This is a genomic window from Streptomyces sp. NPDC031445, from assembly GCF_055581365.1.
Genome location: NZ_JBVIJO010000002.1, coordinates 675,446 through 694,346, shown reverse-complemented (window position 1 = coordinate 694,346; position 18,901 = coordinate 675,446). Strand labels below are relative to the sequence as shown.

17 protein-coding genes are annotated in these 18,901 nt (G+C 70.9%); 5 read left to right on the top strand and 12 right to left on the bottom strand.

All coding sequences use genetic code 11. The features are described 5' to 3' along the window. Nucleotides 1–89: 89 nt before the first annotated feature. Complete coding sequence (locus ACZ5DC_RS09290; protein ID WP_366750412.1) at nt 90–1,307, bottom strand: helix-turn-helix domain-containing protein; 1,218 nt, start codon at nt 1,305–1,307, stop codon at nt 90–92. 378 nt (nt 1,308–1,685) lie between these two features. Continuing rightward, a complete protein-coding gene (locus tag ACZ5DC_RS09285) occupies nt 1,686–1,955 on the bottom strand; it encodes a hypothetical protein (RefSeq protein ID WP_468650941.1) in 270 nt (89 codons plus the stop codon). Between the two features lie 326 nt (nt 1,956–2,281). Between ACZ5DC_RS09285 and ACZ5DC_RS09280 the strand changes: the two genes are divergently transcribed. Both ACZ5DC_RS09280 and ACZ5DC_RS09275 read left to right on the top strand, forming a co-directional pair. Further along, nucleotides 2,282–2,809, top strand: a complete 528-nt coding sequence (locus tag ACZ5DC_RS09280; protein ID WP_366750414.1) for a universal stress protein — start codon at nt 2,282–2,284, stop codon at nt 2,807–2,809. Nucleotides 2,810–2,967: 158 nt separating this feature from the next. After that, the gene (locus tag ACZ5DC_RS09275; protein ID WP_468650938.1) at nt 2,968–3,522 is read left to right on the top strand and encodes a hypothetical protein; all 555 of its coding nucleotides are present in this window, start codon (nt 2,968–2,970) and stop codon (nt 3,520–3,522) included. A 76-nt stretch (nt 3,523–3,598) separates the two neighbouring features. Here the strand turns inward: ACZ5DC_RS09275 and glmS are convergent, their stop codons facing one another. Further along, nucleotides 3,599–5,416, bottom strand: a complete 1,818-nt coding sequence (gene glmS / locus ACZ5DC_RS09270; protein WP_468650936.1) for a glutamine--fructose-6-phosphate transaminase (isomerizing) — start codon at nt 5,414–5,416, stop codon at nt 3,599–3,601. A gap of 62 nt (nt 5,417–5,478) precedes the next feature. Then, the gene (locus tag ACZ5DC_RS09265) at nt 5,479–5,736 is read right to left on the bottom strand and encodes a hypothetical protein (RefSeq protein ID WP_171155966.1); all 258 of its coding nucleotides are present in this window, start codon (nt 5,734–5,736) and stop codon (nt 5,479–5,481) included. Nucleotides 5,737–5,901: 165 nt separating this feature from the next. Between ACZ5DC_RS09265 and ACZ5DC_RS09260 the strand changes: the two genes are divergently transcribed. Next, entirely contained in the window at nt 5,902–7,467 is a 1,566-nt protein-coding gene (locus tag ACZ5DC_RS09260; RefSeq protein ID WP_468650934.1) for a purple acid phosphatase family protein, read from the top strand. A gap of 47 nt (nt 7,468–7,514) precedes the next feature. Here the strand turns inward: ACZ5DC_RS09260 and ACZ5DC_RS09255 are convergent, their stop codons facing one another. After that, the gene (locus tag ACZ5DC_RS09255; protein WP_468650932.1) at nt 7,515–8,402 is read right to left on the bottom strand and encodes a DUF4429 domain-containing protein; all 888 of its coding nucleotides are present in this window, start codon (nt 8,400–8,402) and stop codon (nt 7,515–7,517) included. A gap of 79 nt (nt 8,403–8,481) precedes the next feature. Between ACZ5DC_RS09255 and ACZ5DC_RS09250 the strand changes: the two genes are divergently transcribed. Then, nucleotides 8,482–10,083: a beta-N-acetylhexosaminidase gene (locus ACZ5DC_RS09250; RefSeq protein ID WP_468650931.1), complete on the top strand. Its 1,602-nt coding sequence runs from the start codon at nt 8,482–8,484 to the stop codon at nt 10,081–10,083. 62 nt (nt 10,084–10,145) lie between these two features. Here ACZ5DC_RS09250 and ACZ5DC_RS09245 read toward each other — a convergent pair whose 3' ends face one another. From ACZ5DC_RS09245 to ACZ5DC_RS09220, 6 genes are all read right to left on the bottom strand, one after another. Beyond that, nucleotides 10,146–11,915, bottom strand: coding sequence for an IucA/IucC family protein (locus ACZ5DC_RS09245; protein WP_468650929.1), 1,770 nt, complete (start codon nt 11,913–11,915; stop codon nt 10,146–10,148). Continuing rightward, on the bottom strand, nt 11,912–12,469 hold the full coding sequence (locus ACZ5DC_RS09240; protein WP_468650926.1) for a GNAT family N-acetyltransferase: 558 nt from the start codon (nt 12,467–12,469) through the stop codon (nt 11,912–11,914). The genes ACZ5DC_RS09245 and ACZ5DC_RS09240 overlap by 4 nt, the downstream gene beginning before the upstream one ends. Then, on the bottom strand, nt 12,466–13,752 hold the full coding sequence (locus tag ACZ5DC_RS09235) for a lysine N(6)-hydroxylase/L-ornithine N(5)-oxygenase family protein (RefSeq protein ID WP_468650924.1): 1,287 nt from the start codon (nt 13,750–13,752) through the stop codon (nt 12,466–12,468). Before ACZ5DC_RS09235 ends, ACZ5DC_RS09240 begins: the two co-directional genes overlap by 4 nt. Beyond that, nucleotides 13,736–15,178: a lysine decarboxylase DesA gene (gene desA, locus ACZ5DC_RS09230; RefSeq protein ID WP_468650922.1), complete on the bottom strand. Its 1,443-nt coding sequence runs from the start codon at nt 15,176–15,178 to the stop codon at nt 13,736–13,738. Before desA ends, ACZ5DC_RS09235 begins: the two co-directional genes overlap by 17 nt. 113 nt (nt 15,179–15,291) lie before the next feature. Next, nucleotides 15,292–16,134, bottom strand: coding sequence for a siderophore-interacting protein (locus ACZ5DC_RS09225; RefSeq protein ID WP_468650920.1), 843 nt, complete (start codon nt 16,132–16,134; stop codon nt 15,292–15,294). Nucleotides 16,135–16,183: 49 nt separating this feature from the next. Then, entirely contained in the window at nt 16,184–17,230 is a 1,047-nt protein-coding gene (locus ACZ5DC_RS09220) for an ABC transporter substrate-binding protein (RefSeq protein WP_468650918.1), read from the bottom strand. Nucleotides 17,231–17,507: 277 nt separating this feature from the next. Here ACZ5DC_RS09220 and ACZ5DC_RS09215 point away from each other — a divergent pair, with 277 nt between their 5' ends. Further along, the gene (locus ACZ5DC_RS09215) at nt 17,508–17,681 is read left to right on the top strand and encodes a hypothetical protein (protein ID WP_468650916.1); all 174 of its coding nucleotides are present in this window, start codon (nt 17,508–17,510) and stop codon (nt 17,679–17,681) included. A 54-nt stretch (nt 17,682–17,735) separates the two neighbouring features. Here ACZ5DC_RS09215 and ACZ5DC_RS09210 read toward each other — a convergent pair whose 3' ends face one another. Next, complete coding sequence (locus ACZ5DC_RS09210) at nt 17,736–18,896, bottom strand: acyl-CoA dehydrogenase family protein (protein ID WP_366750426.1); 1,161 nt, start codon at nt 18,894–18,896, stop codon at nt 17,736–17,738. Nucleotides 18,897–18,901 lie beyond the last annotated feature (5 nt).

The window sequence follows — 18,901 nt, the reverse complement described above, 5'->3', positions numbered from 1 at the left end:
TGGGCTTTTGCGTGCCCCCCGTGCTCCGCGGGAAGCGGCGGGAGGGACGTCAGGGGGACGGGATGCTCCCGCCCCCCTTCCCGTCGCGCTCAGTTACCGCTGCGTGGCCCCGGCAGCAGGCCCACCGCGCCCGCCGTGGCGCGGCGGCTCTGCAGGGGCACCCCGCTGTCCCGGTGCTCGTGCAGCAGGGGGGCCGGGCCGACCGGGCCGGGACCGGACAGGCCCGCGGGCGCGCCCTGCTGGCCGGCCGGCGGTACGGCCGCCTCCGCGTCACCCGGCTTGTCGCCCTGCGGCCTGCGGGCCCGGTAGGCGGCCCGGTAGGCGGCGGGGGACGAGCCGAGCTGGCGGCGGAAGTGGCCGCGCAGGGCCACCGGCGAGCGGAACCCGCACCGGCCCGCCACCTCGTCCACGGAGTAGTCCGAGGTCTCCAGCAGACGCTGGGCCTGGAGCACGCGCTGTGTGATCAGCCACTGCAGCGGCGCGCTGCCCGTCAGCGAGCGGAACCGGCGGTCGAACGTACGGCGGCTCATGTAGGCGCGTGCCGCCAGCGTCTCCACGTCGAACTGCTCGTGGAGGTGTTCCAGCGCCCAGGCGACGACCTCGGCGAGCGGGTCGGCGCCGATCTCCTCCGGTAAAGACCGGTCGAGGTAGCGTTCCTGGCCGCCCGACCGGCGCGGCGGGACCACCAGGCGCCGGGCGAGCGCGCCGGCCGCCTCGTTGCCGTGGTCCGTCCGCACGATGTGCAGACAGAGATCGATTCCGGCCGCCGTACCCGCGCTCGTCAGTACGTCGCCGTCGTCGACGAACAGCTCGCGTGGATCGACGTGCACCGACGGGTAGCGCTTGGCCAGCGTCGGCGCGTACATCCAGTGCGTGGTCGCCGGGCGGCCGTCCAGCAGTCCGGCCGCCGCGAGCACGAACGCGCCCGTGCACAGCCCGACGATGCGGGCGCCCTCCTCGTGTGCGCGGCGCAGCGCGTCCAGTGCTTCCTCCGGCGGCGGCGAGGTGATCGAACGCCAGGCCGGTACGACGACCGTCCCGGCGCGTGAGATCGCCTCCAGCCCATGCGGCGCGGTGAGTTCCAGGCCCCCTGTGGTCCGCAGCGGGCCCTCCTCGCCGGCACACACCAGAAGGCGGTAGCGCGGCACGCCGGCGTCCTGGCGGTCGATCCCGAACACCGACAGCGGAATGGAACTCTCGAAGATGGGGCCGCCGCTGAACAGCAGCACCGCGACGATCTCCTTGCGGCGTCTCCCGGACAGTTTCCGGGCTGCGGCGTCCGGCGAGGCAGTGGAGTCGTGGCTCATACTGCTAAGCCCCCCTCGGTGGTCGCGGCTCCTCGGTTGTGTCGCTCCTGCACGTTTCCCCTCGGTCCTGCACGAGTCCCCCGCCGTAAGACAGTCAAGATCGAATCTACTGGCTCCCGCGGTCGTGCGGTGACCAGTTCCACACGCGGCACATTGTCGACATGACAACTTGGCGTGAAGCATTCGATCACGAAGCGTTGCACTCGCGAGGCGTGCAGGGAAGTGCGCCTTGTGGCAGTGGCCAAACCGCGTAGGGTGCGCAGCGGTCCGTAGACCCTTTCCGTGCAGGTGGAACGGGGGTTGGGGGGTGGTTCGGGCCCCTCCTGGGCGATATCCAGAAGTTGGCTGAAAAGCAGCGTTCCTAGGTATGGAAACAGGTCAGTCGACCGGTGTCTGCTCCCGGGTGTGACGTCCGCCTCTTTGCGCGGCGCAACGCTCGGCACAGCGCTCGGAGCGGCGCAGCAGCACCCGGCAGGCCGCCGTGACGGCGGCGAGGCCCAGCGCGGTGCCCGTGGCGCCGGCCAGCGAGGTGCCGTACCAGAGCAGGACCACGGGCACGAGCACGCAGCTGAAGGCGGCCCAGCGGATCACATCGCTCGCGCTGTCCGGTGCGGGGCGCGGGTCGCGGCGGGGTCGGGCTGCGGGCATCTCGTACTCCCTGTGGCGGTGGCTCACCCCGGTTCAACGTCCGTCCGACCGGTCGGTCACCGAACGCGCATCTGTGAACGCTGTGCAAACCGCCTGTACGGGGCAGCAACCATTGCGTTACGGGCGCGGCTCGTGCATGCTCCGGTGAACCCCCGCGGACGTCGGGGACCGCTCACGGAGCGTGCGCGGGATCTGGGCTCAGGAGGCTTGCCGCCGTACCCTTGGGGGTATGGGCTTGGGAAGATGTTTCCCGGACACAGCTCCGCAGCACGCTTCCGCAGCACACTGTCGTCCCACCCATAAAGGATCACAACGCCGAGACAGCCATGGCCGGTCACGAATTCTCCGAACCCGCGGACCGCAAGCGGCCGGTCGCCGACCCCACGGCGGCCGATCCCCAGGCGGCGGCCGAGTCACGCCCCTCCTGCGACCCCGCCTTCCGGCACGGAGTCGTCGTCGGCTTCGACGGCTCCACCTCCAGTGAGCGCGCCCTCGCCTACGCGATCGGCATGGCCCACCGCTCCCGTTCCGGCCTGATCATCGTGCACGTCGCCAACCGGCTGCCCACCACGGTGTGGGCCGGCTGTGAGCCGCCCGTCTTCGTGGACGTGCCGGACCACCGCACGGAGGTCCTGGGGCTGGAGCTGGCCTGCGCGGACTATCTGGCCGAGGTCCCGTGGATCCTGGTCGAACGGGGCGGGGACATCTGCCACGAACTGGAGGAGGTCGGCCGCGAGTACGAGGCCGACGCGATCGTGGTCGGCTCCACGCACGGCATCGTCGGCCGGATCTTCGGCTCGGTCGCGGGGCGGCTCGCCAAGCGGGCCCAGCGGCCCGTGATCGTCATTCCCTGACGTCCCCCCGACGTCCCCCTCGCATCCCCCTGGCGTCTCACGCTTCGTCAACTCCCTTTGTGCAGCGGGAAACTACTCGTGCGTAGAGGTGGTTTGTGCCCTTGTGAAGGGCATATACCGGTCACCGCACAACTGCACATGCATGAAGGGAGCCCGCCGTGGACAATGACGTCTCCGCGGGAATCGTGAGCACCACCGTGGCCGGCCGACTGGCCCTGGCGATCACCCTGCTGGCGTTCGGACTCGGTACGACCGGTGTCATCGACGGCGTGGGTGCCTCCGACGCCGTGACCGTGGCCCACTACGTGGGCGGGGTCGCCCTCTTCCTCGTCGGCCTGCTGGCCCTGCGCGACGGCGCCTTCGGCGCGGGGTACGCCGCCCTCGGCGCCCTGTGGTTCACCTGGGCCGTGTCCGACTCCGGCTCGGCCGACGCGGCCGGACTCCTGCTGCTGCTGTTCGCCCTGGTCGCCCTCACGCTGACCGTCGCCGGCGGGGACACCCTCGGTCAGCTCACGCACGGGCTGCTGTTCCTGGCGATGGTGGTGCTGGCCGTGGCGGCCTTCGCCGACAGCTCCGCCCTCGCGAAGGCGGGGGGATGGGTGGCCGTCGTCTCGGGGGCGGTGGCCTGGTACGCGGCGACGGCGGCGCTCGCCCACTGGCCGACGGCCCTCCCGGGACGTGCTGCGGGCCGGGGGGTGACGGCCGCCGGCTGAGACGAGCAGCACGGAAAGGACCCCCACGTGAGAGGTGGCCACGTGGGGGTCCGTCCTGTCCGGTCCGTCCCGTCCGCTACTCCACCGTCACCGACTTGGCGAGGTTGCGGGGCTTGTCGATGTCCCGGCCCAGGGCCTTCGCCGTGTGGTACGCCAGGAGCTGGAGGGGGATGCCCATCAGGATCGGGTCCAGCTCGTCCTCGTTCTTCGGGACGAGGATCGTCTGGTCCGCCTTCTCCTGGTGCTGGTGGGCCACCGCCAGGATCTTGCCCTCGCGGGCCTTGATCTCCTCCAGGGCCGCGCGGTTCTTCTCCAGCAGGTCGTCGTCGGGGACGATCGCGACCGTGGGCAGGGCAGGCTCGATGAGGGCCAGCGGGCCGTGCTTCAGCTCGGAGGCGGGGTAGGCCTCGGCGTGGATGTAGGAGACCTCCTTGAGCTTCAGGGAGGCCTCGCGGGCCACCGGGTAGCCCCGGACGCGGCCGATGAAGAGCATCGAGCGGGCGTCGGCGTAGCTCTCCGCCAGCTTCTTGATCTCCTCCTCCTGCTCCAGGATCTCGGTGATCTGCTGCGGCAGCCTGCGCAGGCCCTCGATGATCCGCTTGCCGTCGCGGACCGAGAGGTCGCGGGTGCGGCCGAGGTGCAGGGCGAGCAGCGCGAAGGCGACCGTGGTGTTGGTGAAGCACTTCGTGGAGACCACGCAGACCTCGGGGCCCGCGTGCACGTAGATGCCGCCGTCGGCCTCGCGGGCGATCGCGGAGCCGACGACGTTGACCACGCCGAGGACCCGCGCGCCCTTGCGCTTGAGCTCCTGCACGGCGGCCAGCACGTCGTACGTCTCACCGGACTGCGAGACCGCGACGTACAGGGTGTCGGGGTCGACGACCGCGTTGCGGTAGCGGAACTCGGAGGCGGGCTCGGCGTCGGCGGGGATGCGGGCCAGCTCCTCGATCATCTGGGCGCCGATCATGCCCGCGTGGTACGAGGTGCCGCAGCCGAGGATCTTCACGCGGCGGATCTGCCGGGCCTCGCGGGCGTCCAGGTTGAGGCCGCCGAGGTGCACGGTGGAGAACCGGTCGTCGATGCGGCCGCGCAGCACGCGGTCGACCGCCTCGGCCTGCTCGTGGATCTCCTTGTGCATGTAGGTGTCGTGGCCGCCCATGTCGTAGGAGGCCGCCTCCCACTCCACGGTGGTCGGCTCGGCCGAGGTGCGGGTGCCCTCGGTGGTGTAGGTGCGGAAGTCGTCGGCCTTGAGGGTGGCCATCTCGCCGTCGTCCAGCGTCACTATCTGCCGGGTGTGGGCGACCAGGGCGGCGATGTCCGACGCGACGAACATCTCCTTCTCGCCGATGCCGAGGACGACCGGGGAGCCGTTGCGGGCCACCACGATGCGGTCGGAGAAGTCGGCGTGCATGACCGCGATGCCGTACGTGCCCTCGACGACCCGCAGGGCCTCGCGGACCTTGTCCTCCAGCTTCTCGGCCTGCGAGCGGGCGATCAGATGGGTGAGGACCTCGGTGTCGGTCTCGGAGAGGAACTCGACGCCGTCGGCCTCCAGCTTGCGGCGCAGGTCGGCGGCGTTGTCGATGATGCCGTTGTGGACGACGGCGACCTTGTTGTCGGCCGACATGTGCGGGTGGGCGTTCACGTCGGACGGGGCGCCGTGGGTGGCCCAGCGGGTGTGGGCGATGCCGGTGGTGCCCTTGAAGCGCGCCGGGACCTTGGCCTCCAGGTCGCGCACCCGGCCCTTGGCCTTGACCATCTTCAGGCCGGGCGTCTTCGGGGAGGTGACGACGACGCCCGCGGAGTCGTAGCCGCGGTACTCCAGGCGCTGGAGGCCCTCCAGGAGGAGGGGGGCGACGTCACGCTTGCCGATGTATCCGACAATTCCGCACATGTATAGAGGTATCCCTTGGCTGTCGCTGGGCCGGGCTGCCGCCGGCCGGGTTCCGGCTGGTTTCAGCCGTAGACCATGCGGCGCAGCTGCCTGAGCGTCAGCTCCGGCGGCGCCACCGCCCGGTACTTCAGGTCCGCCCCGATCCGTTCGAAGATCTCCGCGTTCACCAGGCCCTGGGCCTGGAGTTCGCGGTGGCGGCGGCGGACGAACTCCTGGATCGTCTCGTCGAAGTAGGCGAGCACGTCCTGGACCACGCGCAGCGCCTCGCCCCGGCTGAGGGGCGTGGACCGCGTCAGGTGATCGAGAAGTTCGTCGTGCACCCGGTAGATCCTGGAGTACCGACGCCTGTTTCGCAAGAATCGTGCCCGATTCCGGGCAAGCGGCTGTTGAAACTCTTATGGGGCTCTGTTCGCGAGCCGTCCATCCTGCGTCCTGCGACTCGTTGCCGGAACAGACGAGTTTCAGACGCCATGGACATTCCTCGTATGGGAGTACCCGACAAGCTGGCCGCGCGCATGAGCATGGCCGAACAGCACGAGTACCTGCGCGCCAGATTCTCGCGGCGCACCATGATCAGGGGCGGCGCGGTCACGCTGGGCGCCGTCGCGGGTGGCGCGTTCGTGCCGGGCGCCACCGCCCAGGCCGCCGTGCCGACCCGGAGCTCCGCCCCCGCCGCCCAGCACGTCGACGGCGCCCTGGTCGCCCCCTTCGGCCGCCACCTGGCCTGGGGCAACGACCCGCGTACGGAGATCACCGTCTCCTGGCAGGTCCCGGTCGCCGTCAAGAAGCCCTTCATCCGCATCGGCGCCCACCCCTGGGACCTCTCGCGCAGGATCGACGCCGAGGTCCGCACCCTCTACACCCCGGCCGGCGTCGGCGCGAGCGGCGACCACACCCAGTACTACCTGCACGCCAAGCTGACCCACCTGCGCCCCGGCAAGACCTACTACTACGGCGTCGGCCACCAGGGCTTCGACCCGGCCGAGCCGCACCTGCTGGGCACGGTGGGCACGTTCACCACCGCTCCCGCCCACAAGGCGCCGTTCACCTTCACCGCCTTCGGCGACGAGGGCGTCGGCTACCACGGCCTGGCCAACAACAGCCTGCTGCTCGGCCAGAACCCGGCCTTCCACCTGCACGCCGGCGACATCGCCTACGCCGACCCGTCCGGCGCCGGCAAGACCGCCGACACCGGCTTCGACTCGCGCACCTGGGACTCCTTCCTCGCCCAGACCGAGTCGGTCGCCAAGCAGATCCCGTGGATGCCCGCGTACGGCAACCACGACATGGAGGCCTGGTACTCGCCCAACGGCTACGGCGGCGAGGAGGCCCGCTGGACCCTCCCGGACAACGGCCCCGACAAGAAGAACCTGCCGGGCGTCTACTCCTTCGTCTACGGCAACACGGCGGTCATCTCGCTCGACGCCAACGATGTCTCCTTCGAGATCCCGGCGAACCTGGGCATATCCGGCGGAACCCAGACCAAGTGGCTGGAAGGCCAGCTGAAGAAGTTCCGCGCCGCCAAGGACGTCGACTTCGTCGTCGTCTTCTTCCACCACTGCGCCTACTGCACCTCCACCGCGCACGCGTCGGAGGGCGGCGTGCGCCAGGAGTGGGTGCCGCTGTTCGAGAAGTACACGGTGGACCTGGTCATCAACGGCCACAACCACCAGTACGAGCGCACCGACGTCATCAAGGCGGGCAAGGTCACCAAGAAGCTGCCGATCGGCGGCACGGCCTACCCCGAGACCGACGGCGTGGTCTACGTCACCGCGGGCGCCGCCGGCCGCAGCCTGTACGCGTTCTCCGCCCCGGACTCCTACGAGGGTCACGAGCACGAGACCGACTCCGTGGCCTCGTTCGTCAACACCAAGGACGGCAAGGTCAACGAGACCGTCGCCTGGTCCCGGGTGCGTTACCTCAACTACTCCTTCCTGCGCGTGGACGTCACGCCCGCGCCGAAGGGCCGGCAGACCACGCTGACGGTGTCGGGCATCGCCGAGACCGGCGACCGCATCGACCACTTCACGGTGTCCCGCCAGGCCAAGTAGGCCCCGGCGGGCGGTCCTCACCGGCGCTCTCCTCGCCGGAGCCTTCCTCACAGGCGCTTGAGGACCGCCCGCTTGGCCAGGGCGAACTCCTCGTCCGTCAGCACCCCGTCACGGTGCAGTTCACCCAGCTCGCGCAGCCGGCGCAGCAGCGCGTCGTGGCCGTCCCCGGCGCCCTCCCCGGCCGGCCGGGCGGCGTCCTGCCGCACGTCCGGCTCCGCCGCCGGGGGACGCGGGGCCGAGGGGTGCGGCAGCCGCGCCTGTACCGCCGCCGCGACCAGGGCCATCAGCGGATCCCTCTTGAAGCCCCACAGCTCGACCGCGTTCGGGTCGTACTTGGGCGATGCGGTGACCGGAGCGCCGCGCACGAGGAACCGCAGGTGCCCGTTCTCCAGTCCGGCCGCGGGCTGCCACTCCACGCCGGTGACGTCCGCGAGGGGGATGGTGCGCGGTCCGGCCGAGGCCTTGGACGCCTCGGTCTTCCAGTTCCATTCCAGCCGCACCCGGTTCCCGTCGAAGCCCGCCGTGCCGTCGCCGGCCGAGGCGGACACCGGCAAGGACGGGCCCGGCAGCAGGTACGCGTCGGCCGGCTCCGCGGAAACCCCCTCCAGCAGCAGGGCGTTGCGCACCTCGTCGGCGACGTACCCGGCGACGCCGTACCGGTCGGGCTCCACCGTCAGCCGGTACGGGTCGTGCGGCTCGGCGAGCCGGCCCCCGGTGACGTGCAGCAGCGGATCGGCGCCGTCGCGCAGCCGCAGCCTGAGCCGCCCCGACGTCCGGCCCTGTTCGAAGGAGACACCGGCCAACGCACCGAGCGGTACGATGAGTTCACCCAGCTCACGGCGGAGCAGGCCCACGTTCTTGTCCCGGCCCGGGGTGAGGCGCAGGGCGTCCCCGTCGAAGGCCCACGTACCGTCCTTCTGGATGATCTCCGCCATGCGGGGATTGTTCCACCCGATCTGCGGGACAGTTGGTCCCGACCAAGTCTGACGGTCACCCCTTCCGAAGGGAGCGCTTGTGAGACGGAACCACGGCACGACTCCCCGCCTCTCCCACGTCCTCGGTTCCCTGCTGCTGCTCGCGGCGGCCGGCGTCGTCACCCTCGGCGCGGACCGCACGGCGCAGGCCGCCGCCCCGACCCCGCTGGACCGGGTGGTCCCGGCCCCCGCCTCGGTCACGCCCGGCGGAACGCCCTACCGCATCACCCGCCAGACCCGCATCCGCGTCGACGGGTCCGCCGGGGCCCGCCACGTCGGCGGCTACCTGGCCGGCCTGCTGCGCCCGGCCACCGGCTATCCGCTGCCGGTCACCGGCCACGGCGCCGGCGGCATCCGGCTCGCCCTCGCGCGGGGCGACTTCGGCGCCGAGGGCTACCGGCTGCACAGCGACGCGGGCGGGGTCACCCTCACCGCGCGCACCCCCGCGGGCCTCTTCCACGGCGTGCAGACCCTGCGCCAGCTCCTCCCGGCGGCCGTCGAGAAGAAGACCGTCCAGCCCGGCCCCTGGACGGTCGCCGGCGGCACCGTGCGGGACCGCCCCCGCTTCGCCTACCGGGGCGCCATGCTCGACGTCTCCCGGCACTTCTTCACGGTCGCCCAAGTCAAGCGGTACATTGACCAGTTGGCCCTCTACAAGGTCAATGAGCTGCATCTGCACCTCAGCGACGACCAGGGCTGGCGCATCGCCGTCGACTCCTGGCCGCGCCTGGCCTCCTACGGCGGCTCGACCCAGGTCGGCGGCGGCCCGGGCGGTCACTACACCAAGGCCGACTACCGGGAGATCGTGCGGTACGCGGCCTCCCGCTACCTGGAGGTCGTGCCCGAGATCGACATGCCCGGCCACACCAACGCGGCCCTCGCCTCCTACGCCGGGCTCAACTGCGACGGCGTGGCGCCCCCGCTGTACACCGGGACCGAGGTCGGCTTCAGCTCGCTGTGCGTGTCCGCGAAGGCCACCTACGACTTCGTGGACGACGTCGTGCGGGAGGTGGCCGCCCTCACCCCCGGCCGCTACCTGCACATCGGCGGCGACGAGGCGCACTCCACCAGCCACGCGGACTACGTGGCGTTCATGGACCGGGTGCAGCCGGTCGTCGCCCGCTACGGCAAGACCGTCATCGGCTGGCACCAGCTCACCGGCGCCCACCCGGCGAAGGGCGCCCTCGCCCAGTACTGGGGCCTGGACGACACCAGCGCGGCGGAGAAGGCACAGGTCGCCGAGGCCGCCCGGAACGGCACGGGCCTGATCCTGTCCCCGGCCGACCGGACCTACCTCGACATGAAGTACACGCGGAACACCGGCCCCGGTCAGGACTGGGCGGGCCTGGTCGAGGTGAAGCGGTCGTACGACTGGGATCCGGGCGCCTATCTCGCCGGGGTGCCGGCCTCCGCGGTCCGGGGCGTCGAGGCGCCCCTGTGGACGGAGAACGTGACGGACACCGCCGAGATCGAGTACATGGCGTTCCCCCGGCTCGCCGGCGCGGCCGAGCTGGGCTGGTCACCGGCGGCCACCCACGACTGGAACGCCTACCGGGTGCGGCTGGCGGCCCAGGGCCCCCGCTGGGACGCCCTCGGCATCCACTACTACCGCTCACCGCAGGTGCCCTGGCCGGCACGCTGACCGGGAGCCGACGGGCACCCCGCAGGACCGTACCGCGGGGTGCCCGTGGGACCGTGGTGCCCTCAGAACCCGGCGATCGGGTTCTTGAGGGTGCCGACGAGCTGGAGCGCGCCGGAGGGGTCGGCGAGGTCCACCATCTGCCTGTTGTCGCGCAGCTGGAGACGGTTCAGGCAGGACAGCGCGAACTCGGGGGCGAACACGTCGTACTGGCGGAACCGGTCGGCCAGTCGCGGGTTCGCCTCCTGGTACTCGCGGGTGACCTCCGCGACCGTGCGCCAGAAGCCGTCCTCCTCCAGGACGCCCTCGGCGGCGAGGCGGGCGGCGAGGAAGCGGAAGAAGCAGTCGAAGACGTCCGTGAAGACCGACAGCAGTTTCCTGTCCTCGGGGACCTCGACGCGTATCCGCCGGACCTCCGGCGGCAGGGCCGCGTCCGGGTCCAGAACGGCGATCTCCTCGGCGATGTCCTTGTAGACCGCGCGCTGCACGGCCCCGTCCCGCAGCACCAGGATCGTGTTCTCGCCGTGCGGCATGAACACCAGGTCGTAGGCGTAGAAGGTGTGCAGCAGCGGAACGTAGTAGGCCCGCAGGTACTGCCGCAGCCACTGGGCGGGGGCCAGGCCCGAGCGTTCGATCAGGGCGCCCGCGAAGGAGGCGCCCTCGTCGTCCACGTGCAGCAGCGAGGCCATGGTGGCGAGGGTCTCGCCGTCCCGCAGCGAGGGCACCGGGCTCTCCCGCCACAGCGCGGCGAGCATCCTGCGGTACGGCGAGTAGCGATCGGTGGCCCGCTCGTACTCCAGGTGCCGGTAGCCGACGGCGGCCCGCTCCCGGATGATGGACAGGCCCGTCGACCTCAGCACCGGGTCGCCGTCGATCAGCCGGGCCAGCCAGTCGTTGATGGCCGGGGTCGCCTCCATGTAGGCGGCGGACAGACCCCGCATGAAGCCCATGTTGAGCACCGACAGGGCGGTCTTCACATAGTGCTTGGCCGGGTCGCTGGTGTTGAAGAAGGTGCGTATCGACTGCTGGGCCAGGTACTCGTCGTCGCCCTCGCCCAGGCAGACCAGGTGCCGACGGGCCACCTCGGCGGCGAAGGTGACGCTGAGCTTGTTCCACCACTGCCAGGGGTGGACCGGGATGAACAGGTAGTCGGCGGGGTCCAGCCCCTGGTCGGTGAGGACGGCGCGGAAGCGCTCCACCGTCTTCTCGCCCAGCTCGGCCCGCAGGAAGGACTCGTACTCGACCCCGGCGCCGGCCGTGAACGCGGCCCGCGAGCGGTGCGCGGCCAGCCACACCAGCCGCACCGGGCTCGCCGTCTCCGGGGCGTACGACAGGTACTCGTGGACGCCGAAGCCGAGCCGCCCGTTGTTCGCGACGAAGCACGGGTGGCCCTCGGTCATCCCCATCTCGATCGCCTGGAAGCCGCCGCGGGCCAGCTCCGCGGAGGTCACGCGGGGCTTGGCGAGCTTGTAGCAGGTGCTCGACAGGGTGGAGGAGATCTCCTCCAGGTAGACCGGCAGGATCTCGTCGCTCAGCCCCAGCGACTCCTTCAACTCGATGAAGAAGTCCAGGGCGGCGAGCGGGAGTTCGGTGCCCTCGCGGTGCCGGGTGAGGGAGCCTGCGTCGATCTCCCAGTGGTCCAGGGCCCGCCGTACGGCGCCGAACCGGTAGGTGGTGAGCCCGTCGTCGCTGCGGACGACGTACCGGTCGCCGTCCTCCTCGGGCGTGATCAGCCGCTCGTGCGCGAACTCGGCGAGCGCCTTGCGCAGCAGCAGCCGGTTGGCTGTCGCCCAGCGCTCGGGGGACAGATGGGCCACGGCGTCGGCGAGGGTCATGCGGTCACCGCCTTCTCGAACTGCTCGCGGGTGCAGAAGCTCAGCAGCGCCCGCTTCTCCGGTGTGTCGATCTCCCGCTCGGGCACGAACCCGACGGCCGCGTTCAGCGCGTGCACGGCCGTGTTGCGCACGTCCGGCTCGACGACGACCCGCCGCACCGCCGGGTCCTCGAACAGACGGGCCATGACGGCGGTGATGACGGCCTTGGTGAACCCGTGCTCGGGAGTGTCGGTGGCCGGGGTCAGGAAGTGCATCCCGACATCGCCCGGCCGCGCCTCGTACAGCCCGGCCAGCTCCCGGTGCGCGGGGTCGTACGTCTCCATCAGGAAGACGGGAGTGCCGTCGCGCAGCCCGAGCAGCGCGTGGTGGTGCTCGTCCGCCGCGATCTCCCTGTAGACGCGCTCGACGTCCTCCGGCCGCGCGTCCCGCATCATCCAGAAGGCCGCCTTGGGATGGGTGACCCAGGAGTGCAGCAGTCCGGAGTCCGCCGGCGGGTCGACGGGACGGAAGGTGAAGGTCGTGCTCGTGGTCGTGGTCGTGGTCGTGCCGGTCATACTGCGAACTCCTGGAAGGCGATGGTCTTCTCCACCGGGTAGTACTCCGTGCCGAGCAGCTCACGGATGATGTAAGCGTTCCGGTACGCGCCCATGCCCAGGTCGGGGCTGGTGATGCTGTGGGTGTGGACGCCGGCGTTCTGGAGGAAGACACCGCGGCCGGTGACGTCGACGGAGTAGTTGCGGGCGACGTCGAAGCGGCCGTGGCCGTCGAAGCGGAGCCGGCCCTGGACCGGGGCGAGGAAGGCCGGCGGGGTGTAGTGGTAGCCGGTGGCCAGGACCAGGCCCTCGCTGCGGATCTCGAAGTCCTTGTCCTGCTCGTCCTGGTGGAAGCCGAGGGTGTACGCGCCGTCCTGGTACGTCGCCGTGCGCAGCGTGGAGTTGGTGAGCAGCCGGGTGGGGACCGGGCGGTCGCCGCTCTCGACGTTCTTCTGGTACAGCAGGTCGAAGATCGCGTCGACGAGGTCCGAGTTGATGCCCTTGAACAGGCCCTTCTGCTGCTTCTCCAGCCGGTAGCGGGTCTCCTCGGGCAGCGCCCGGAAGTAGTCGACGTAGTCCGGGGAGGTCATCTCCAGGGTCAGCTTCGTGTACTCCAACGGGAAGAACCGCGGGGAGCGGGTGACCCAGTTGAGCCGGTAGCCGTGGACGTCGATCCCGGCGAGCAGCTCGTGGTAGATCTCCGCCGCGCTCTGGCCGCTGCCGACGATGGTGATGGACTCCTTCTCCAGCAGCTCCGCCTTGCGGTGCATGTACTGGGAGGTGTGCAGGAAGTCGCCGCCCAGCCCCTGGCACGCCTGCGGCACGAAGGGGACCGTGCCGGTGCCGAGGACCAGGTGGCGGGCCCGGTAGGTGTCCCCGGCGCCGGTGCGCACGACGTACCGCTCGTCCTCGTACGTCACCTCGGTGACCGTGGTGCCGAAGCGGACGCTGCTCAGCTTGTTCGCGGCCCAGCGGCAGTAGTCGTCGTACTCGACCCGCAGCGGGTAGAAGTTCTCGCGGATGTAGAACGAGTACAGTCTGCCCTTCTCCTTCAGGTAGTTCAGGAAGGAGTACGGCGAGGTCGGGTCGGCCAGGGTGACCAGGTCCGACATGAACGGGGTCTGGAGGTGGGCGCCGTCCAGGAACATGCCGGCGTGCCACTCGAAGCCGGGCTTGGACTCCAGGAAGACGCCGTCCAGTTCGGCGATCGGCTCGGTGAGGCAGGCGAGTCCGAGGTTGAAGGGGCCGAGCCCGATCCCCACGAAGTCGTAGGTCTTGCCGTGGGCTTCAGGACGCGCGGTCAAGGGACTCTCCCAGGTACTGCTCGGCGTGGCCGGCGATCAGATCGAGGACGGCGGCGATGTCGGCCGCCCGTGTCTCAGGGTTGAGCAGGGTGAACTTCAGGTAGTGGCGGCCGTCCACCTTGGTGCCCGCGACCACGGCGTCACCGGAGGCGAACAGGGCCTTGCGGGCGTGGAGGTTGGCGCGGTCGGCCTCGGCGGGGTCGGTGACGGCGGCCGGGACGTAGCGGAAGACGAGGGTGGACAGGCTGGGCTCGACGACGACGTCGTAGCGGGGGTCGGCCGCGAGCAGTTCCCAGCCCTCCCGGGCCAGGTCGCAGACCTCGTCGAAGAGCTGCCCGACGCCGTCGGCGCCCATCGTGCGCAGCGTCATCCACAGTTTGAGGGCGTCGAAGCGGCGGGTGGTCTGGAGGGACTTGTCGACCTGGTTGGGAATGCGTTCCTCCGCCATGCGGCGCGGGTTGAGGTACTCCGCGTGGTAGGTGGCGTGCCGCAGGGTGGCCGCGTCCCGGACCAGCACGGCGGACGAACTGACCGGCTGGAAGAACGACTTGTGGTAGTCGACGGTGACCGAGTCGGCGCGCTCGATGCCGTCGATCCGGTCCCGGTACTTCAGGGAGGCGAGCAGCCCGCAGCCGTAGGCCGCGTCGACGTGCATCCAGACGCCGTACTGGGCGCACAGCCCGGCGATCTCCGGGAGCGGGTCGATGGAGCCGAAGTCGGTGGTGCCGGCGGTGGCGACGACGGCCATGGGGACCAGGCCGTCCCGTGCGCAGCGCTCCAGCTCGCGGGCGAGGGCGACCGTCCGCATGCGCTTGTCGTGGTCGACGGGGACGGTGACGACGGCGTCCGGCCCGAGTCCGAGCAGTTTCGCGGACTTCCTGACGCTGAAGTGGCTCGCCTCGGAGGCGAAGACGCGCAGCCGGCCGAGCGAGTGGCTCTTCGCCTCCTCCCGGGCCAGCAGCAGCGCCTGGAGGTTGGACTGGGTGCCGCCGGAGGTGAAGACGCCGTCGGCGGCCGGCCCGAGGCCGATGCGGGCGGCCGTCCAGTCGATGAGCTTGCGCTCGATGAGGGTGCCGCCGGCCGACTGGTCCCAGGTGTCCAGCGAGGAGTTGACCGCGCAGAGCACGGCTTCGCCGAGCACCGCCGGGATGACGACCGGGCAGTTGAGGTGCGCGAGGTAGCGGGGGTGGTGGAAGTAGACCGCGTCCCGGAGGTAGACGTCCTCCAGTTCGTCCAGGACGGCGGCGGTGTCGCCCAGCGGACGGTCGAGGTCGATCGCGTCGACGGTGGGGGAGAGGGCGTCCACGGTGACGCCGGTGAACGGACGGTCGGTGGTGGCGAGTTTGGCCGCCACCCGCTCGACTCCTTCGGTCACGGAGCGGCGGTAGTGCTCCGCGGTGAGGCCATTGAGCAGGTGCGAGCGCATGTGGGGGTCCTCCGAGGGGACGGTCCGTGCGAGATCAACTTAGGTTAGCCTAACCTAACTTTTGAGTTCCGTGACATGCCGCGGCCCGTGACCGATGCCACGGCACGTCAGGTTTATTCCGCGGCCCGGAGCTGTTCCTCCGTCATCCCCTGCCGCCAGTAGCCGACGAACGTGACACGCCGCCGGTCCACCCCGCGCTCGGCGACGAAGTGCCGCCGCAGCGCCTTCACCTGGCCGGACTCGCCGGCGATCCACACGTACGCCCGCCCGGCGTCCGGCAGGGGAGCGGCTCGTACGGCGTCGACGGCCATGGGGGACCCGTCGCGCCGTACGAGCCACGTGATCTCCGCGTCCGCCCGCGTGCGCACGTCCTGGATGTCACCGGCGTGCGGCACCTCCAGCCAGGCCCGGACCCGGGTGTCGGCGGGCAGGGCTTCCAGGATCGCCGTCGCGGCGGGTACGGCGGTCTCGTCGCCGCACAGCACGACGGGACCGGTGTCACCGGGCGGGCGGAACCGGATCGCCCGGTTGTCCGCGACGGCCGGGCCGAGCAGCAGCACGCGGTCACCGGCGGCGGCGCGGGCGGCCCAGCGGGAGGCGGGACCGGCGGGCGTGGCCGCGCCCGGCTCCACGCCGTGCAGGGCGAAGTCGATGTCGATCTCGTCGGGGTCGCGGCGCAGGGCCCGGAGCGTGTACGAGCGCATCACCGCCCGTACGTCGTCCGGGAGTTCCCGCCACCCCTGCCACCAGCCCTCGCCCAGCTCCAGCGGGACGACGGGTTCGCTCTGCCCGGGATGCGGCAGGAAGAGCGACAGGGACTGGTCCCGCCCGTCGGAGTGGAAGGCGTGCAGATCGGCTCCGCCGAAGGTGACCCGGACCAGGGACGGACCGAGCCGCCTCGTCCGTACGACCTGGAGGGAGAAGAAACGGAACGGGGCGGCTACGGCCGTCGTCATGTGTGGCTCCTGAGAGTGGGGTCAGGGCTTTGTCAGGGGTGCTTACGGGTCAGCTGACCTTCTTGGCCTTCTCCAGGGCCTCCGCCAGGTTCGTCAGCAGCGGCACGCACTTGTCGTAGGAGAGGATCGGCTCGGGGGAGCGGGCGATGACCTGACCCGCCTTCACCGCGGGCAGCTTCTTCCAGGTGGCCTTGGTGATGTCGGCGGGCTGGATGGCCGAGGTGCGGTCGTCCATCATGATGATGTCGGCCTGGTACTTGTCGACGTTCTCCCAGCTCAGCGACTCGTACCAGCCACCGCCCTGCTTCTTGGCGCTCTCCGGCGGCTCCACGAAGTTCACCCCGAGGGCCTTGAAGTACTCCAGGTCGACGGAGAGGTTGGTGCCGGAGACGTAGAACAACTGGTCGCTGGCGCTGCCGGCCATCACCTTGATGCCGGGCTTGGCCTTGGCGGCGGCGCGCAGCCGGGCGGCGGCGTCCTCGAACCGCCTCTTGGCGTCGGTGACCTCGGCGGCCTTCATGTCCGCGCCGAGCGACGCGGCGAGGTCCCACATGCGCTGGAGCGGCTCGGTGAGCTGGCGGTCGTAGACGGAGATGCCGACGCTCGGGGCCAGCTGGGCGATCTTCTTCTTCGACTCCTCGGGGACGTACCAGAGGGTGCCGGCGCCGTCGAACAGCGTGGAGACGAGCACGTCCGGGGCGAGGGAGGCGTACTTCTCGACGCTGAACTGGCCCCAGGTGTTGCCGAGGACCGTCACCTTGCTGATGTCCATGTCGCCGGCCTGGACGTCGGGCTTGCCGGCGGCGGTCTTCGTCGGGCCGAAGACGCCCTTCACCTGGATGCCGTAGTCGTACAGCGCGGCGCCCACGCCGGTGAACGCGACGATGTTCGCGGGGACCTTGTCCAGCTTCACGGTCGTGCCGCGGTCGTCCTTGAAGGACCAGGGCCCGGACGTGCCGGCCTTCGCCTCCGTGCCGGAGCCGCCGTCTTTGCCCTTGTCGTCCCCGCAGGCGGCGAGCGCGGCACCGAGTCCGAGGGCGCCGCCGGCGGCGAGCAGGCCGCGGCGAGTGAGGTGGGTGGCACGGGCATGGGGCATGGGTATGACTGCTTTCGAACGGGGCGAAGCGCCCGCCGGACAAGTTCGAAGGTAGGTTAGCCTAACCTCATGTGATGTCCAGGGGGCGGGTACCTGCCCGTTCGGCCGGTGCGCGTCTGGCGGACAACCGCCGACGGGCCCGGAGTTGGCGGTACGGCGGACAGGCCGGGGTCCGCGCGGCTACGGTCGGCACCCCACGGCCGGCACAGCCGGCTGCGACGGGAACGGGTCCGACGTCCCCGGCTCGGCCACCCTCCGGCTCAGGCGGAACCCGAGCGTGGATCTGCGGATCACCCTGGCGATTCTCGGCGCGGCGGGCGTCGTGTCCGCGGCTCTGTCCGCCCTGAAGCGGCTGTTGGACCAGGTGCCCGAAGTGATCAGGTCCTGGCGGCGTGTCGTGGACGAAGCCCGGCGTTCGCGCACGGACGACGGCGGGGACAGCGCCCGATGACACGGGACCGGCAGCCGGTGCCGCCGGTCCCGTGCGGATGGGCCGGGCTCCGGGTCAGCTCACCAGGCCCAGCTCGCGGGCGATCAGCATGCGCTGCACCTCGCTCGTGCCCTCGCCGATCTCCAGGATCTTGGAGTCGCGCCACATGCGGGCCACCGGGTACTCGTTCATGAAGCCGTAGCCGCCGTGGATCTGGGTCGCCTCGCGGGCGTTGTCGACGGCGACCGTGGAGGAGTAGAGCTTGGCCAGGGCCGCCTCCTTCTTGAAGGGCTCGCCCGCCACCAGCCGGCTCGCGGCGTCGCGCCAGGCGAGCCGGGCGGTGTGGGCCTTCATCTCCATGTCGGCGATCTTGAACTGGATCGCCTGGTTGGCGCCGATGGGCTTGCCGAAGGCACGGCGTTCCCTGGCGTACTTCACCGACTCGTCCACGCAGCCCTGGGCCAGCCCCGTCGCCAGGGCCGCGATCGCGATGCGGCCCTCGTCCAGGATGCGCAGGAACTGGGCGTAGCCACGGCCCTGTTCGCCCAGGAGGTTGGCGGCGGGGACGCGGACGTCGGCGAACGACAGCTCACGGGTGTCCGACGCGTTCCAGCCGACCTTCGAGTAGGGCGCCGCCACCGTGAAGCCCGGCGTGCCCGACGGGACGATGATCGCCGAGATCTCCGGCCGGCCGTCCGGCTTGCGCCCGGTGACGGCGGTGACGGTCACCAGTTCCGTGATGTCCGTGCCCGAGTTCGTGATGAAGCACTTCGTGCCGTTGATCACCCACTCGTCCGTGTCCGGGTCGAGGCGGGCCGTCGTACGGGTCGCCCCCGCGTCGCTGCCGCCGTCCGGCTCGGTCAGGCCGAACGCGCCCAGGACCTCACCCGAGCACAGCCGGGGCAGCCACCGGCGCTTCTGCTCCTCCGTGCCGAACAGGTGCAGCGGCATCGCGCCCAGCGAGACCCCCGCCTCCAGGGTGATGGCCACCGAGGAGTCGACCCGGGCCAGCTCCTCCAGCGCGATGCCGAGCGCCAGGTAGTCGCCGCCCATACCGCCGTACTCCTCCGGGAACGGCAGCCCGAACAGGCCCATGCGGCCCATCTCCCGGACGATCTCGTACGGGAACTCGTGCCGCTCGTAGAAGTCGCCGATCTTCGGCGCCACGACATCGTGCGCGAACTCCTCCACCGTACGGCGGAGGTCCTCCAGCTCGGGGCTGAGACGGTGGTCCATGCTGA